At 75.4% G+C, this 17,193-nt stretch carries 12 protein-coding genes; 9 read left to right on the plus strand and 3 right to left on the minus strand.

Annotation, left to right across the window (positions count from 1 at the left end):
- Positions 1-217 precede the first annotated feature (217 nt).
- The 4 genes from IE287_RS25565 to IE287_RS25580 all read left to right on the plus strand — a co-directional run bounded on the left by IE287_RS25565 (position 218) and on the right by IE287_RS25580 (position 7,138).
- Positions 218-2,887 carry an AfsR/SARP family transcriptional regulator gene (locus IE287_RS25565; RefSeq protein ID WP_189851530.1) on the plus strand — a complete coding sequence of 890 codons (2,670 nt, stop codon included), beginning with the start codon at positions 218-220 and terminating at the stop codon, positions 2,885-2,887.
- A gap of 86 nt (positions 2,888-2,973) precedes the next feature.
- A complete protein-coding gene (locus IE287_RS25570) occupies positions 2,974-3,735 on the plus strand; it encodes a DUF4232 domain-containing protein (RefSeq protein WP_189851531.1) in 762 nt (253 codons plus the stop codon).
- A gap of 401 nt (positions 3,736-4,136) precedes the next feature.
- A complete protein-coding gene (locus IE287_RS25575) occupies positions 4,137-5,711 on the plus strand; it encodes a S8 family peptidase (RefSeq protein WP_189851532.1) in 1,575 nt (524 codons plus the stop codon).
- 221 nt (positions 5,712-5,932) lie between these two features.
- Entirely contained in the window at positions 5,933-7,138 is a 1,206-nt protein-coding gene (locus tag IE287_RS25580; protein WP_189851533.1) for a DUF4190 domain-containing protein, read from the plus strand.
- 223 nt (positions 7,139-7,361) lie between these two features.
- On the opposite strand, the gene IE287_RS25585 is transcribed toward IE287_RS25580, so the two are convergent.
- Positions 7,362-8,705 carry a glycoside hydrolase family 18 protein gene (locus IE287_RS25585; RefSeq protein ID WP_189851534.1) on the minus strand — a complete coding sequence of 448 codons (1,344 nt, stop codon included), beginning with the start codon at positions 8,703-8,705 and terminating at the stop codon, positions 7,362-7,364.
- Positions 8,706-8,962: 257 nt separating this feature from the next.
- On the opposite strand from IE287_RS25585, the gene IE287_RS25590 reads away from it, so the two are divergent.
- The 5 genes from IE287_RS25590 to IE287_RS25610 all read left to right on the plus strand — a co-directional run bounded on the left by IE287_RS25590 (position 8,963) and on the right by IE287_RS25610 (position 14,197).
- Entirely contained in the window at positions 8,963-9,715 is a 753-nt protein-coding gene (locus IE287_RS25590) for a GntR family transcriptional regulator (protein ID WP_189851535.1), read from the plus strand.
- Between the two features lie 501 nt (positions 9,716-10,216).
- Positions 10,217-10,393, plus strand: coding sequence for an SPOR domain-containing protein (locus IE287_RS25595; RefSeq protein ID WP_189851536.1), 177 nt, complete (start codon positions 10,217-10,219; stop codon positions 10,391-10,393).
- A 22-nt stretch (positions 10,394-10,415) separates the two neighbouring features.
- The gene (locus tag IE287_RS25600) at positions 10,416-10,862 is read left to right on the plus strand and encodes a (deoxy)nucleoside triphosphate pyrophosphohydrolase (RefSeq protein WP_189851537.1); all 447 of its coding nucleotides are present in this window, start codon (positions 10,416-10,418) and stop codon (positions 10,860-10,862) included.
- A gap of 182 nt (positions 10,863-11,044) precedes the next feature.
- Positions 11,045-11,467: an ATP-binding protein gene (locus tag IE287_RS25605; protein ID WP_189851538.1), complete on the plus strand. Its 423-nt coding sequence runs from the start codon at positions 11,045-11,047 to the stop codon at positions 11,465-11,467.
- A gap of 144 nt (positions 11,468-11,611) precedes the next feature.
- Positions 11,612-14,197 carry a SpoIIE family protein phosphatase gene (locus IE287_RS25610; protein WP_189851539.1) on the plus strand — a complete coding sequence of 862 codons (2,586 nt, stop codon included), beginning with the start codon at positions 11,612-11,614 and terminating at the stop codon, positions 14,195-14,197.
- A gap of 33 nt (positions 14,198-14,230) precedes the next feature.
- Here IE287_RS25610 and IE287_RS25615 read toward each other — a convergent pair whose 3' ends face one another.
- Positions 14,231-14,941 (minus strand): PspA/IM30 family protein, encoded by a 711-nt coding sequence (locus IE287_RS25615; protein WP_189851540.1) that lies wholly within the window; start codon positions 14,939-14,941, stop codon positions 14,231-14,233.
- A gap of 114 nt (positions 14,942-15,055) precedes the next feature.
- Positions 15,056-17,122, minus strand: a complete 2,067-nt coding sequence (locus tag IE287_RS25620) for a TPM domain-containing protein (protein WP_229883734.1) — start codon at positions 17,120-17,122, stop codon at positions 15,056-15,058.
- Positions 17,123-17,193 lie beyond the last annotated feature (71 nt).

Raw genomic sequence — 17,193 nt, forward strand, 5'->3', positions numbered from 1 at the left:
AGCGGCGGGAACCAAGAGAAGGCGCAGCCCCCGGCGCGCCGGGTGCGCCCCCACCGCACCCGGCGCGCCGGGGGCTCCCGCCGTCGCGGGCCCCGTGCCCGGCCGGAGCGGCCCGCCGGTTTCGGCCGAATCCGCCGCGGCGGCGGGATCGGTGCAGGTCGGGTCCGGAGGGCCGCGTATCCTCTGCTGCCGGGGGGAGAGGGACGCGGAGGTACGGGTGGAGTTCCGGCTGCTCGGGTCCGTCGCGGTCGTGACGGAGGGCGGCGATGTCGCCCCGGGGCCGGCGAAGCGGACCAGTTTGCTGGCCGCTCTGCTGCTGCGCCCCAACACGGCCGTGAACGTGACCGGTCTGATGGACGCGCTGTGGGAGGACGAGCCGCCGACGCACGCCAAGACGGTGCTCCAGGGGCACGTCTCGCGGCTGCGGGCGCTGCTCGCGGAGCACGGGGCGGAGGCGTACGGCGTCGAGCTCACCACACAGGGGTCCGCGTATCTGCTGCGGATGCCCGAGTCGCTGGTCGACGCGCACCGGTTCGAGGAGCTGGTGGGCCTCGCGGCCGTGCAGCGGCACGCCGCCGACAGCGTGCGGATGCTGCGCGAGGCGCTCTCCTACTGGCAGGGGCCCGCGCTCACCGGCACGGTGCCGAGCGGGCCGCTGGAGGCGGCCGCCACCGCGCTGGAGGAGCTGCGGCTCTCCTCGGTGGAGGCGCTGGCGGAGGCCTACGGGAAGCTGGGCGAGCACGGGCGGGCCGCCGCCGTGCTGCGGACCGAGGCCGTCGCGCACCCGCTGCGCGAATCGCTGGCGGCCGCGCTGATGACGGCGCTGGCCCGGGCGGGGCGCCGCTCGGACGCCCTCGACTGGTACCACCGCACCCGCCGGCTGCTCGCCGACGAGCTGGGCGTGGACCCGGGCGGGGCGCTGAGCGAGACGTACGCGGGACTGCTGCGGGACCAGGGGGCGGTCCTGGCCCCGGCCCCGGAGCCCGCGCCGGAGACCGCCGAGGCGGCGGCCGGTCCGAGTGCCGTGCCCGAGCTGCTGCCGCGGGCCCCGCGCGGGTTCACCGGCCGGGAGGCCGAGACCGGAGTGCTCGACCGGGCGGCCGCCGGCGGCGAGGGCCCCGTCTGCCTGGTGACCGGGCCGGCCGGGGTCGGCAAGACGGCGTTCGCCGTGCACTGGGCGCACCGGCGCCGGGACGGCTTCCCCGACGGGCGGCTCTTCGCCGACCTGCGCGGCTTCAGCGACACCCCGGCCCCCGAGGCGGGCGTCGTGCTGCGGGAGTTCCTGCTCGCGCTGGGCGTGCCGCAGCAGCGGGTGCCGGAGACCGCGGTGGGGCGCGGGGCGCTCTTCCGCAGTCTGACCGCCGGCCGCCGGATGCTCGTCGTGCTCGACAACGCCCGCTCCTCGGAGCAGGTCCGGCCGCTGCTGCCGGGCGGCGAGGCGTGCGTGACCGTGGTGACCAGCCGGGACCGGCTCGGCGGGCTCATCGCCTCCGACGCGGCCCGGCCGGTGCCGCTCGACCAGCTGCCGCGGGACGCGGCGACGGCGCTCCTCGCGACCGTACTGGGGGAGGCGCGGGTCGCCGCCGAGCCGGACGCGGCGGCCCGGCTCGCGGGGCTCTGCGACGGGCTGCCGCTCGCGCTGCGGGTGACGGCCGCCCGGCTCGCCGAACGCCCGGGGCGCTCGCTCGGCGCGATGGTCGGCGAGCTCGCCGACGAGCAGGGCCGGCTGGCACTCCTCGACGTCGAGGACGTCGGCGTCTCCGCCGCCCTGCGCCTCACCGTGCAGCAGCTGCCGGAGTCCGCCGCCCGCGCCTTCCGCGCGCTCGGCCTGCACACCGGCTCCGACCTGGACCACTTCGCCGCGGCCGCGCTCACCGGCACCACGCCGGCGCGGGCCACGGCCGACCTGGAGCGGCTCGCCGCCGCGCACCTGCTGACGGAGGCGGTGCCCGGCCGCTGGACCCCGCACGACCTCGTACGCCTCTACGCCCGCGGGCTCGCGCCGCGGGCCGACCCGGAGGGGCTGCGCCGGCTCCTCGACCACTACCTGTACACGGGCCTCGCCGCCGACGCGGCCGCCGAACCCGGCTCGCAGCCCTGCTACGCGCTGCCCGCCGACGTGCGCCGCCCCGCCGCGATACCGGAGTTCGAGAGCCGGGCGGCCGCGCTCGACTGGTACGCGGCCGAGCGGCCGGCCCTGGAGGGCGCGGTGGCCGCCTCCGCCGCGCTGGGGCTGCACGACCGGGCCTGGCGGCTCGCCCTGGTGGCCTGGCCGCTGATGCTGATGCGGCTCCAGGACGGCTGGACGCCGCTCCTGGAGGCGGGGCTGGTCTCGGCCGAGGCGGCCGGCGACCCCGACGCGCAGTCGCGGACGCGGGCGCTGCTCGGCTGGATCCTGCACGAGGAGGGGCGGCACCGGGAGGCCCTGGCCCACCTGGAGCTGGCGCCGGGGCTCGCCGCGCTGGCCGGCGACCCGATCAGCGAGGCGATCGCCGTCGTCAACCACGCCGCCGTCCTCGACGCCACCGGGGAGTGCGTCCGGGCCCGGGCGCTCATGGTCGAGGCGGTCGCGCTCGCCGACCGGACCGGGCACCCGTCCACGCAGGTGCTGACCCTCCAGCACCTGGCGGCGCACTGTCTGGGGGCGGGGGAGTACGAGGAGGCGCTGGCGCACGTGCTTCGCGCCGGGGAACTCGTCGCGCCCGACGCCGTGGTGGTCCAGGCCCAGCTGCGGATCGTGCGGGGCGAGGCGCTGGCCGGCATCGGACGGCTGGAGGAGGCCGCCCACCAGCTGGAACGGGCCGCCGCCGACGCGGAGGCGGCCGGTTTCAAGGAGGGTTCGGTGCGGGCGGCGGAGCGCCTCGCGCGGCTGGCGGCGGGGCGTTAGCCATACGCAAGCGGGACGGCAGTGCCGGGGCGGAGTCTGTACTCGGCAACGACCGACCGCTTCACGCTCCACGGGGGAAACACCGCATGCGTACCACTCACCGCTCGACCAGGACCGCCCTTCTCGTCGCCGCCCTCGCCGCGGCCTCGCTCTCGCTGACGGCCTGCGGGGGAGGGGACGCGGGCGCGAAGGACGCGGGCAGCGCGAGGACCACGCAGTCCGCGGCGCCGCAGAGCCCGACCTCCGCCCCGGCGGCCCCGGCCACGACCGGCTCCGGGGAGAGCGCCACCGGCACCACCGGCACCACCGGCACCACCGGCACCACCGGCACCACGGGCACGGCCGGCGGGTCCGGGGACGCGACCGCGTCCGCCGCCCCGGCCGCCGCGAAGGGCGGCACGGTCGCCGACGCCAAGGCGCCGGTCTGCGCCCACGGCGACGTGAGGATCACCGCGGCGAAGGCCGACGAGGTGCCCACCGAGCACGTCGTGCTGACCGCCACCAACACCTCCGGCCGCGCCTGCCGGCTCCTCGGCCACCCGCTGATCGCCTTCGGCGAGATCCAGACGGCGAAGGACGTGCCGCCCGTCGCCCAGAGCAAGCCGGCCGCCCCGGTGGTCCTGGCCCCGGGTGCCCCCGCGTACGCCAACGTGCGGATCTCCGCGGGCGGCGTCCACGAGGACAACAAGGTGGTGAAGGAGTTCAACGTGAACCTCTTCGCCGCCGACGGCCCGGCCGAGGGCAGCGTCGTGGTCGCGGCTCCGGCGGGCGGGATCGCCGTCGACGAGAAGGTCGCGAAGACGGGCTACTGGACGCCCGAACTCCGCAACGGCGCCGACGAGTTCTGATCGCCGCGGCGCCTCGCGGCGTCGTCGTCGCGGCGGCGGGTCCGTCTCCCGGGGGATCGGGGACGGGCCCGCCGTCGCGTTTCGGCGCGGTGAATTCGCTTGCTCCGGAAGGGATCCGAGGGCGACCCGGCCGGCGCGGAACCTCGCAGGTGAGCGCGGCGAGGAGCGCTCCCAAAAGCTGACGATCAATCATGTCCACTCTGTGGCACAGATGTTGCCGTCGTGTGGGCGCCCTTGTGCGATTCCTATGGATCGGTCAATCTTTCGGTCGACGGCAGGGCGGCCGGAAGCCGCGGGATCCCGTGTCGGACCCCGTGCGTTCTTGTCATGTTCCTGTCGTGAGTGACGGTCACTCGGGCTCCACCCCCACGGGAGCACCCCCCACGAGGAGGACACCTCACATGGCAGTGATGCGCGCATCGCGTCGCCGGATCTCCACCGCCGCGGCCATAGCCGTCACGGCGCTCGCCCTCGGCTCGCTCTCCGCCCTCCCCGCCACCGCCGCCCCGGCGGCCGCGGAAGGCGTCATCGAGAACGCCGGCGCCGAAGGCACCGTCCCGGGCAGCTACATCGTCACCCTCGACGAGTCCGCCCGGGCCGGGACCGCCGAGGGCCGGGCCGTCCCCGGCAAGTTCGGCGCCAAGATCAAGCGGACGTACACCTCCGCGGTGAACGGCTACGCGATCGAGCTGTCCGAGGCGCAGGCGAAGAAGCTCGCCGCCGACCCCGCCGTGAAGTCCGTCGTCCAGAACCGCGTCTTCACCATCGACGCCACGCAGCCCAGCCCGCCGTCCTGGGGCCTCGACCGGATCGACCAGAAGGCCCTGCCGCTGAACCAGAGCTACACCTACCCGGACAGCGCGGGCCAGGGCGTCACCGCCTACATCATCGACACCGGCGTCCGGATCAGCCACAGCGACTTCGGCGGCCGCGCGGCCAACGGCTACGACGCCATCGACAACGACAACACCGCCCAGGACGGCCACGGCCACGGCACCCACGTCGCCGGCACGGTCGCGGGCACGGCCCACGGCGTCGCCAAGAAGGCGAAGATCGTCGGCGTCCGCGTCCTCGACAACAGCGGCTCCGGCACCACCGACCAGGTCGTCGCCGGCATCGACTGGGTGACGCGCAACGCCGTCAAGCCGGCCGTCGCCAACATGAGCCTCGGCGGCGGCGTCGACACCGTCCTCGACCAGGCCGTCCGCAACTCCATCGCGGCCGGCATCACCTACGCGGTCGCGGCGGGCAACGACAGCTCCAACGCCTCCAACTACTCCCCGGCGCGGGTCGCCGAGGCCATCACGGTCGGCTCCACGACCAGCACCGACGCCCGCTCCAGCTTCTCCAACTACGGCACCGTCCTGGACATCTTCGCCCCGGGCTCCTCCATCAAGTCGGCCTGGAACACCAACGACACCGCCACCAACACCATCTCCGGCACCTCGATGGCCACCCCGCACGTGGCCGGCGCCGCCGCGGTCTACCTCGCGGGCAACCCGACGGCCACCCCGGCCCAGGTCTCCACCGCCCTCACCACCGCCGCCACCCCGAACGTGGTGACCAACCCCGGCACCGGTTCCCCGAACAGGCTCCTCTTCGTCGGCGGCGGCGGCACCACCCCGCCGCCCGGGCCGAAGTTCGAGAACACCGCCGACCACGCCATCGCCGACAACGCGACCGTCGAGTCCCCGGTCACCGTCAGCGGCGTCACCGGCAACGCCCCCTCGGCCCTCCAGGTCCCGGTGAACATCGTCCACACCTACATCGGCGACCTCCAGGTCCAGCTGATCGCCCCCGACGGCACGGCCTACACCCTGAAGGCCTTCGGCACCGGCGGCAGCGCGGACAACATCAACACCACCTACACCGTCAACGCCTCCTCCGAGGTCGCCAACGGCACCTGGAAGCTCCGCGTGACGGACAACGCCAACGCCGACACCGGCAAGATCGACTCCTGGGCCCTCCAGTTCTGACGGAGGCCCCCCGTCCCCGCGGCCGGGTCCCCGACCCGGCCGCGGGACCCCGAACGCCCGCCCGAACGCCCGAGGGGCGGCCACCCACCGGTGGCCGCCCCTCCGGCGTGCCCGCGCTCCCGTGCGGCCGAGGGCCCCTCATCGTCGCCCCTCCGGCGGACCGCGTACGATGCGCGCGCCCGACCGTCCGTTCGTCCCGCCCCCACAGGAGCACCGTACTCGTGGAGCCGTCCCAGCCGTCCCAGCCGTCCGAGCCGGTGGTGCCGGTGGTGCCCGCCGCGCCCGGCGGACCCCCGGCGCCCGTGCCCGGCCCCGCCGCGCACCCGGGCGCGGGGCCGTACGCCGCGCCGGGTCCGTACACCTCGCCGGGCATGCCGTACGCGGGCCCCTACGGGCCGTACGGCAGGCCGCCGGCGCCGGCCACCAGCGGTCTCGCGGTCGGGTCCCTCGTCAGCGGGATCGTCTGCTGCCTGCCGCCCCTCGGACTCGTCCTCGGGATCTTCGCGCTGCGCCGGATCCGGAAGGGCGGGCAGAGCGGCAAGGGGCTCGCGATCGCGGGCATCGCGCTCTCCACGGTGAGCACCCTGCTCGTCGTCCTCGGCCTGGCCACCGGGCAGATACAGGACGCCGTGCGGGGATTCGGCGAGGGAGTGAGGGAGGCCGCCGCCTCCCGTTCGCCGATGGAGCTGCGCACGGGCCAGTGCTTCCTCGACGACGCGGAGGAGGGCGGCTACACCCTCGGCGTCGAAACCGTCGACTGCGCGCGGCCCCACGACGGCGAGATCACCGGCCGCTTCGAGGTCACCGGCTTCGACCGCTGGCCCGGCGACGACGAGCTGGAGCGGCTCGGCGAGGCGCGCTGCGAGGCCCTGGGCGCCGACTACGCGCTGGACACCTGGGCGCTGGGCACCGGGACCCTGAGCCTCTACTACTACCCGGACCGGCAGTCCTGGCGCGAGGGGGAGCGCCGTGTCGCGTGCGGTCTCGGCGGCGAGGAGCGGACGAAGGGCTCGCTGCGCTCCGACCGCACCACCCTCACCCCCGACCAGCTCGCCTTCCTCACGGGGGCGAACCCCATCGAGGACGCCCTCTACGCGGAGCCGGAGGAGGACCCGGAGGAGGAGCTCCAGTCCAACCGCGCCTGGGCCGCCGACGTGCGCTCGGCGATCGACACGGCCCGCTCCGGGATGCGGGGCCGGGTCTGGGAGCGGCCCGCGCAGGCCCCCGTGAAGGAGTACCTGGCGAGCCTGGACGCGGCCTCGAAGCGGTGGGCGAAGCTGGCGCTGGCGAAGGACGCGGACGCGTTCTGGGAGGAGTACGACCAGGCCTGGGAGCTGATGCCGGCGGACGACGGCGCCGCCGTCCGCAAGGCCCTGGGGCTCACGGACACGCCCCCGGAGGCCCCGGGCGAGCACGGCTCCGCCTGATCCGCCGGGTGCCCGCCGGCGTGCGCGGACGGGGCCGGGCCTCCGCGCGAGAGACCCGGCCCCGTCGTGTGCGGACCGGCCCGGGCGCCGGGGGGCGGCTCCGGGTGGGGGACGGCGGCCCGTGACCAGTCGCCGTCCGTGCCCCGGATCCGCCGGGTCCGGCGGTCCGGTCCGCGGCCCCGCGGGTGCCGCCGGCGGGGCGGCCCCGGGGGAGCGGGGCGGTTCAGCGGCGGGTGAGGCCGCGGTCGATGGCGCCGATCAGCTCGCCGTCGGCGGTGTCGCCGTCCAGCGACCAGACCATCGCGCCGGCGAGGCCGTGGGTGCGGACCCAGTTCGCCTTGGTGCGCAGCACGGACGGGTCGTCGTAGGTCCACAGCGTGGTGCCGTCGAAGAGCCAGGCGTGCCCGTTCCGGTGGCCCCGGTAGAGCTTGTACGTCCCCGAGTCCGCCAGCTTCTTGAGGTTCTTGTAGTCCTCGGAGCCGGGGGCCCAGGTCGCCGGTGCGGGGCCCGCGGCGGGCTGGCCGAGGCCGTCGCCGCCGCCGGTCACGCCGGTCCAGCCCTGGCCGTAGAACGGCATGCCCACCACGAGCTTGTGCGCCGGGGCGCCGCGCCGCAGCCAGGACGCGACGGTCCCCTCGACGCTCCAGTCGTTCTTGGCGAAGAGGGCGGACTGCTGGTTGGCGGTCGCCTCGCCGGAGACGTGGAAGTCGTAGCCCTGGAGGTTCACGAAGTCGAAGTCCCGCATGATCTTGGCGACCTCGAAGCCCGCGTCGATCTTGGCGGGGGCGGTGGGCACGTACGCGCTGAGCTCGTAGTGCTTCCGCTTCGGCAGCGAGCGCCCGTAGGCGTCCAGCTGGGTGCGGAACTCCCGCACCAGCGCGGTGAAGTTGACCTTGTCCTCGGGGCGGATGACGTTGCCGGGGTTGCCCTCGGAGCCGGGCCACTCCCAGTCCAGGTCGATGCCGTCGAAGAGGCCGGCCGCCGCTCCGGCGCCGCCCCGGGCACCGTCCTGGGGCAGGTTCCCCTTGACGTAGAGGTCGATGCAGGAGGAGACCAGCGCCTTGCGGGAGGCCGGGGTGCGCACGGCGTCGGAGAAGTACGCCGATCCGCTCCAGCCGCCCAGCGAGATCATGACCTTGAGGTTCGGGTGCTTCGCCTTCAGCTCGCGCAGCTGGTTGAAGTTGCCGGCGAGGGGCTGCTCGGCGGTGTCGGCGACGCCGTCCACGGAGGTGGCCGCGTCGACCGGGCGCACGTAGTCCGCCCAGGGGTCGGAGCCGGGCACGGGGCCGATGACGCACTTGCCGGCCTTGTCGACGATGCCGAAGGCGTAGTTGATGTGGCTGAGCTTGGCCGCGGAGCCGCTCGTGTCCAGGTCCTTGACCTGGAAGTTCCGCCCGTAGATGCCCCATTGGGTGAAGTAGCCGATCCGCTTGAGGGCGTGCTCGGCGGCGGGCGGACGGGGGGTGGGGCGCGGGTGGGCGTCGGCGGCGGGGGCCAGGGTGGCCAGGAGGCCGAGGGCGGCGGCCGCCGTGCCGAGGGTCAGCTTGGTCAGGACTCTGGGACGCATGGGCTCGTTCCTGTGCGAGGCGGGATGGAGCGTGCGAAGGGGTGCGGGGAGAGTGCCGAAGGGGTGCGCCGGCGCCGGTGTGACGGCCGCGCAGCAGGAAAGTATTGGTCCAGACCAATGCGGGTCAAGGGGTCGTGCGGCACGGAATCCGCCGCGCCGCATCTTCATCACTTCGGGTGAAACTCTGGCCCATGCTTGCGGATGGCCACATTCGGTTGCCAGGCTGTAGCTGTCCGTCAACCTGAGGGGAGTGTCCAGTGACGTTCGGTGAGCAGCCCGCCTATCTGCGCGTGGCGAGCGATCTGCGGGAGAGGATCGCGAACGGCTCGCTCCCGCCGCATACCCGCCTTCCCTCGCAGGCACGCATCCGCGAGGAGTACGGGGTGTCGGACACCGTCGCGCTGGAGGCCCGCAAGGTGCTCATGGCCGAGGGGCTCGTCGAGGGCCGCTCCGGCTCGGGGACCTACGTGCGGGCCCGCCCGGTGCCCCGTCGTGTCGCCCGCTCCGGCTACCGCCCGGTCTCCGGCGCCACCCCCTTCCGGCAGGAGCAGGCCGCCGAGGGCGCCCGCGGCACCTGGGACGCGCACAGCGAGCAGGAGGCGGCGGGCCCCGAGGTGGCGGCCCGGCTGGGCATCGAGCCGGAGGACCGCGTGATGCGCACGCGGTACGTCTACCGGGACGGCGGCGAGGCCATGATGATCGCCACCTCCTGGGAGCCGCTCGCCGTCACCGGCCGCACCCCGGTCATGCTCCCCGAGGAGGGTCCGCTCGGCGGCTGCGGCGTGGTCGAGCGGATGGCCGCGATCGACGTCGTCGTGGACAACGTGGTGGAGGAGGTCGGCGCCCGCCCCGGCCTCGCCGAGGAGCTGCTCGTCCTCGGCGGCGTGCCCGGACACGTGGTCATGGTCGTCGAGCGCACCTTCTACGCCTCGGGCCTCGCCGTGGAGACGGCCGACGTCGTCGTCCCCGCGGACCGCTACCGCCTCTCGTACCACCTCCCGGTCCGCTAGGGCCTGTCTGACCCTTCCCGTCGGGTCCGGCCCGCCCGGCACGCACTCCCCCGTAGCCCTTCGGGCACGGGAGGTGCCCCCATGCCGCACGGCCGAAACGCCCGAGTAGCTCCTTCCCCGAGCTCTCGGCTTCGCTCGAGCGGGGGAGACCCCGACCGAGGGCGCCCCGGCCGCACGCCGATCGCACGCACCGAACGACCCGGCCTGATCCGACGCCCATGGCCGGACAGGCCCTAGCGCCGCCCGCCGGTCCCTCCGTCCGGCCCGTCGCGCCCGGCCCCTGCCGCCGTCCCGATCCCCTGCGCCGCCCCGGCCCCCACGGCCGCGGGCGGCGTCCGGCGTGCGCGCCCCCGCCTCCTTCCGTCGGTTCCCGGCCGATCCGTATCTCTTGGTGAAAACCCGTATCCGCTGTGTGAAGGTCAGGCGTAAGGTCAGGCATATGCGGATTGCGGTTTCCCGGAGATCCTTGGTGACGCCTGGCCCGGCGGAGGGAGAAGCCTGATGACCGACAGCGGCGCCGTCCAGCCATGGCTCGTGATACGGCAGGACGACAACGGCAACCGCTACCGGGTGGGGCGGTACGCGACCCAGGACGAGGCCCAGAAGGTCGCGGACGCGCTCGACTCCCGCGGCCACCGGCGGCTCTACCGGGTCGAGCGCGTCGCCCCCGCCACCTGATGCCCCCGATACCCTCGCGGGCATGACCGAAAGCACCACTCGCCACGGCGCCGGACCCGATCGCGGGACCGGTGCCGTGGTCGTCGTCGCGGCCGCTCTCCTCGACCGCGGCCGGCTCCTCGCCGCCCGCCGCAGCGCCCCCGCCGAACTCGCCGGCCGCTGGGAGCTGCCCGGCGGGAAGGTCGAGCCCGGCGAGCGCCCGGAGGACGCCCTCGTCCGCGAACTGCGCGAGGAGCTCGGCGTCGAGGCCGAGACCGCCGAGCGGATCCCCGGCGAATGGCCCCTCAAGCCCGGCTACGTCCTGCGGGTGTGGACCGCCCGGCTGCTCTCCGGGGAGCCCCGCCCGCTGGAGGACCACGACGAGCTGCGCTGGCTCGCCCGCGACGAACTCGACACCGTGGACTGGCTCGACCAGGACCGCCCCGCGGTCGCGGAGGCGGCGCGCAGACTCCCCGGCGTGCGCCCCTGAACCCGGCGTGCGGCGCCGTTCCTACGCCGTTCGTGCCACCGTGCGCCGGTGGCCGCCCCCGGATGGATATTTCGCGTCGAATTCCGGGTATGTCCCCATTGGTCCCCTGGGAGAAGGTGATTCCCTCCCGGTCGTACCACCGCCGGACCACGGCCGAACCACGGTTGGGGAAGTGATCGCGTGTGATCGACACCGACGGCACCCGCGCCGAGTGGAGCTTCCCGGCGGAGGCCGACGCCGTGCGTACCGCCCGCCACGCCGTCCGCGAGACGCTCCGCTCCTGGGAGGTCGACGCGGCGGTGGGGGACGTGGCCGTCCTGCTGGTCAGCGAGCTGGTCACCAACTCCCTGCGGTACGCCTCCGGACCCATCGGGGTGCGGATCGTACGGGCCGAAGGCGCCGCCACCGACCCGCCCCGGCACTCCGCGCTCCTCGTGGAGGTTTCCGATCCGCTTCCGGATCCGCCCACCGAGCGGCCCGCGGGACCCGACGACGAAGGGGGCCGCGGGCTCGGTCTCGTGGCCTGTACCGCACGCCGCTGGGGGACCCGTCAGGGCGGCGCCGGGAAAACCGTATGGTTCGAGCTGGCTCTCCCTGGTGAGTAAAGAGAGAGGGACGACGATCACCGGAGCGGGTCGCGAGCCGACCGAGACCACCCTGTGATCGTGGACGTCGTGCCGCCGGTGCCCGCCGTGCTGAATACTGCGGGCATGGCCGGTCCGGTGCGGTGAGCTGGAGGGGACGGTCGCGTGAGCGAGATATCCGAGACGACGGGCGGCGTCGTGTGGCAGAGCAGCCCGCCCGGTTCGATCTACGACTACATCCGGGTCGCCGCCTTCTCCCTCGGGCCCGACGGGCGCGTCGACCAGTGGAGCCGGAGGGCGGCCGAGCTCTTCGGGGTGCCCGCCCAGGAGGCCCGCGGCAAGGACCCCGTCGAGGCCTTCATGCCCCCCGAGCTGCGCGATCGCGGCCGTCAGAGGGTCAAGGAGATCCTCGACGGGCGCGAATGGACCGGCCTCGTCCCCTTCCGTGTCCCCGGACGGCCCGGGGCCCCGGGCCGGGACCGGCCGCACGGCCTCGCCGAGATGTACGTGATGCCGAGCGAGACCGAGACCGGCGAGCGGGCCGCGCTCTGCATCGTCGTGGACGTCCGCGCGCTGCGGCGGATCGAGACCGACCTCGCCGCCTCCCAGGCGATTTTCGGCCAATCGCCCTTCGGCTTCCTCCTCTTCGGCACCGACCTCACCGTCAAGCGCGCCAACCAGCGCTTCGCCGCCGTCTTCGGCGGGGAGGCCGACGACCACCGGGGCCGGGGCGTCCACGACTACCTCGCCAAGCCCGAGGCCGACCGGATGACCACCGCGCTGCGCCGCGTCCTGGAGACCGGGGAGTCCGTCACCGACCTCCGGATCACCGGCGCCGCCCCCGGCGCCCGGATCCGCCGCCACTGGTCCATCAACCTCTACCGGGTGCACAGCGGCTCCGGCCGCCCCATCGGCGTCGCCGGCCTCGGCATCGACGTCACCCGCCGGCAGAACGCCGCCCGCGAGGCCGCCAGCGCCCGCCGCAACCTCGCCCTCCTCAACGAGGCCGGAGCCCGCATAGGGAACTCCCTCGACCTGGAGGCCACCGCCCGCGAGCTCCTCGACGTCGCCGTCCCCGGCTTCTGCGACCTCGCCTCCGTCGACCTCTACCAAGGACTCCTCACCGGCGACGAGGCCCCGCCCGGCCGCTGGGGCAGCTCCCACGACATCGGCTACGGCGCGGGCAGCGCCGAGCTGCGCCGTGTCGCCTTCGCCAGCGCCGTCTCCGACACCCCGCTGAGAACCGACGAGGGCCACGGACCGGCGGGCGACGGCGACGGCCCCGTGCCCATCGAGGTCGGCGCCGTCCACCGGTACCCCTTCAACTCGCCCTGCGCCGGGGCGCTGCGCACCGGCCGCGTCCGGAGCGTGCCCGGCGGCGACGGCGACCTGGTCCGCTCCACCCTGGTCGTCCCGATGGTCGCCCACGACACCGTCGTCGGCCTCGTGCAGTTCTCCCGCACCAAGGGCAGCGAGGCCTTCGGCGACCGCGACCGGGCCCTCGCCGTGGAACTCGCCGCCCGCGCCGCCGTCTGCATCGACAACGCCCGCCTCTACCGGCGCGAGCACGAGCGGGCCCTCATCCTCCAGCGCAGCCTCCTCCCGCCCGGCGACCCCGAGGCCGCCGGACTCGACATCGCCTGCCGCTACCTCCCCGGCACCGACGCCGCCGAGGTCGGCGGCGACTGGTTCGACGTCATCGAACTCCCCGGCCACCGCACCGCCCTCGTGATCGGCGACGTCATGGGCCGCGGGCTGCGCGCCGCCGTCGCCATGGGCGAACTGCGCACCGCCGTCCGCACCCTGGCCCAGCTCGACCTCGAACCCGCCGAGGTCCTCTCCCACCTCGACGAGATCGCCCGCGGGCTCGGCGCGCCCATCGGCGCCCAGCAGTCCCGGGCGCACAAGAACCGCGGCCCCGAACTCGCCGAGGTCTACCTCGCCACCTGCGTCTACGCCGTCTACGACCCGGTGACCCGGCGCTGTACGTTCGCCAACGCCGGCCACCTCCCGCCGGTCCTCGTCGAACCGGGCGAGGAGGCCCTGCTCCTCGACGTGCCCCCCGGGATGCCGCTCGGCGTCGGCGGCGAACCCTTCGAGGAGGTCGAGGTCGAACTCCCCGAGGGCTCCCTCCTCGCCCTCTACACCGACGGACTGGTCGAATCCCGCGACCACCCCCTCGACGAGGGACTCAGCGCCTTCAAGCGGGCCCTCGCCGACCGGGCCCGACCCCTGGAGGACGTCTGCGACCGGGTCCTGACCACCCTCGACACCGGCCACGGCGAGGACGACATCGCCCTCCTGATGGCCCGTATCCAGGGACTGCCCGCCGAGGCCGTGGGGGACTGGCGGCTGCCCCGCGAGCCCCGCTCCGTCGGCCGGGCCCGCGAGCTCGCCCGCACCCAGCTCACCGCCTGGGGCCTGGAGGCCCTCGTCGACACCGTCGAACTCCTCGTCAGCGAGCTGGTCACCAACGCCCTGCGGTACGGCGAGGGCGAGATACGGCTCCGGCTGCTCCGCGACCGGACCCTCGTCTGCGAGGTCTGGGACGCCGGCCTGGTCCAGCCCCGCCGCCGGCGCGCCAAGGACACCGACGAGGGCGGCCGAGGCCTCCAGCTGGTCGGACTGCTCTCCGCCTCCTGGGGCTCGCGCCGCACCCCGCGCGGCAAGACCGTCTGGTTCGAACTGGCGCTGCCCGACGGCGGCCCCGCGGCGGAGCCCACCGTGGACCAGCTGCTGAGCATGTTCTAGGGGCCGTGGACGTTCCGGGGGCGGGGCGGCGCCTCAGGCCGTCTTGAGCGCGGCCAGCCGGGCCGCGATCTCCGCCTCGTCCCCGAGCGCGTCCAGCTGCTCGAACTGGGCGTCCAGCGAGGACGCGGCCAGCTCCTGCTTGCCCAGCGCCCGCGCCTCCTCCCGGCGCACCTTGTCCTCGAAGCGGTTCAGGTCGCTCGTCGGGTCCAGCACGTCGATGTTCTTCACCGCGTCCATCATCGTGTTCTGCGCCTGCGCCGACCGGGAGCGGGCGACCAGCTCGTCCCGCTTGGCCTGGAGCTCGACCAGCTTCGCCCTCATCCGGTCCAGGCCGGAGGTCAGCTTGCCCACCACCTCGGTCTGCGCGGCGATGGTCGGCTCGGCCGTCCGCGCCTCCTTCTCCGACTGGAGCTGACGGCCGAGCGCGACCTTGGCCAGGTTGTCGAAGCGGTCCGCCTCCGCCGGCTGCCCGCCGGCCCGCAGCTCGTCCGCCTTCCGGCTGGCCGCCAGCGCCTTCCCGCCCCACTCGGCCGCCGCCGCCACGTCCTCCGCGTGGTCCTGCTCCATCAGCCGCAGGTTCCCGATGGTCGTCGCCACCGCCTCCTCGGCCTCCGTGATGTTGGCCGAGTAGTCGCGGATCAGCTGGTCCAGCATCTTCTGCGGATCCTCCGCCTGGTCGAGGAGGGCGTTGATGTTCGCCTTCGCCAGCTGGGTGACACGGCCGAGGATCGTCTGCTTGCTCATGGCGCTGCTCCTTGGGGAACGGGTGACCGGATGAATGGGTGAACGGGTGAACGGGTGACAGGGGGACCGGATGACAGGGGGATCAAGCGGCAGGTGGCAGGGGGCGGGGGGAAGTCAGAAACGGCCGCCGCCGCCCCGCCGGCCGCGCGTGCCGCTGCCGCCGAAGCTGCCGGGTCCGCCGCCGAAGCCTCCGCCGCCGAAACCGCCCCCGCGCCCGCCCCCGCCGGACCCCCCGCCGAAGAGGCCGCCGAGGACGATGCCGCCGAGCACGGCCCCGCCCAGCCCGCCGCCTCCCGCACCCGCCACCCCTCCCGGGCCGTTCGGGTTGCCGTACCGGCGCACGTCCTGTTCGGCGAGCTCCTGCGCCCGGCGGGCGAGCGCGTCGGCCTGCCGCGCCTCCGCGAGCGCCGCCTGCGGGTCGCCCGCCGCCAGCGCCCGCGCCTTCTCCAGGCGCCGCTGCGCCTCGGCCAGCCGGGTCCTGGCCTCGCTGCCGACCGCGCCCCGGTGGGTCCGGACGTAGTCCGAGGCCGCCCCCAGCTCGGAGCGGGCCGTCAGCAGCGCCTGGTCGAGGAGGTCGCGGGCGCGCCGGTCGCCGGACTCGCGCTCCCGGGCGCCGGCCAGCGCCTCGTCGAGCGCCGCGTCCGCCTCCTCGACCCGCCGCAGCGCGTCCAGGGGGTCGTACCTGCCCGCCTCCACCTCCCGCCGGACCTCCGCCGCCACCGCCTCCGCGCGGGCGATCCGGCCGCGCAGCTCGCCCGTCGAGGCCTCCCGGCCGGTCCCTTCGAGGAGCCCGCGGGCCTCCGCCAGGTCGGCGCCGGTCTCGGTGAGCACGCCCGGCAGCCGGCCGGCCGCCTCGGCCAGCTCCCGCGCCCGCCGGTCCACCGCCTCGATCAGCCGCGCCGCCTGGTCGACCGCGCCCTCGGCGGCCCGCACGTGCACGGCCGCGGAGCCGGTGTCCCCGTCGTCGACGGACTGACGCGCCCGGTTGATGCGGGCGGTGGCGAAGACCAGCCGGTCCTTGGCCTGCTCGACGTCGCCGGCGACCGGCGCCGCCGCGGACGCGGCGTACCGCTCCCGCATCGCCGCCAGCGCCGCCTCGGCGCCGCCGACCCGGCCGGTCTGCGCGCGGAAGGCGGTCTCCACCGCCGCCAGCGCCTGGGGCGCGGTCCGCTCCAGGGCCCGCAGCCGGTCGAAGTCCTCGGTCTCGGCGTCGAGCCGGGCGTCGGCCTCGGCACAGCGCCGCAGGATCTCGCCGAGCATCGAGCGCCGGGTGGCGTCGTCCTCGGGGAAGGCGTCGTCGAGCTTCTGCCGCAGCCGGAAGGAGGCGGTCAGCTGCTCCTCGGCGAAGGCCACCGCCTCCTCGAAGGGGCGGGTCGCCTCCTCGCCGAACTGGGCGGTGGCGAAGCCCAGTTCCTCCTGGCTGGTGCGGACGGCGTCGTCGGTGGCGACCAGCGCCCGCCGGGCCTCGCCGTCCAGCTCCTCCAGGGAGGGCGGCGCGGGCCGCTCGGGCCGCCCCCGGCCCCCGCCGCCGGGGGTGGTGCGGGTCGCGGCCCGCCGGCGCCGGCGGGCGTACGCGTACGCCGCCACCGCCCCGGCGCCGCCGACGAGCGCCACCGGGAGGATCAGATCGGCCCCGGAGGAGCCGGAGCCGCCCGGGTCGGCCGGTCCGGGGGTGAGCGGGGGGACGGGGACGGGGAGGCCGGCGAGGACGGCGGCGTAGCCGTCCGCCGCGCCGATCGCCGCGCCCGCCCAGTCGTTCACCCTGAGCGCCGGCTCGATCGCGGTCCGGGCCACGTCGTCGAGCTGGGCCTGGGTCAGCCGGGAGCCGGGGTCGGCGGTGTAGCCGTACTGCCGGTCGCGGGTGGCGACGGCGAGCAGCACGTCGTCGAGGCCGAGGCCGTTGCGCTCGGCGGTCGCGTCGGCCCAGTCCTGCCCGGAGCGGCCGGAGAAGTCCCGTACGTAGACCACGAAGAGCTGCATCCGGCGCTCGTCGTAGAGCCGGTCGAGGGCCTCGGCCACCTCGGGGCGCCGGTCGCCCAGCGCGCCCACCCGGTCGAGGATCTGCCCCTCGGCGGGGAGGACCACGGGGTCGTCGGCGCGGGCGCCGGCCGCGGCGGGCGCGACGAGCCACCACGCCGCCACCAGCACCGCGAGCAGGGCTCGGGTGGCTGTTCGGGTCACAAAAGGGAGGTTATGTACGGTGATGCGGGCCCGCGACCGGACGGACGCCCACCGGAAACCGACCGCGCCGG

The sequence above is a fragment of the Streptomyces omiyaensis genome (genome assembly GCF_014650895.1).
In the GTDB taxonomy this organism is placed as follows: Bacteria; Actinomycetota; Actinomycetes; order Streptomycetales; family Streptomycetaceae; genus Streptomyces; species Streptomyces omiyaensis.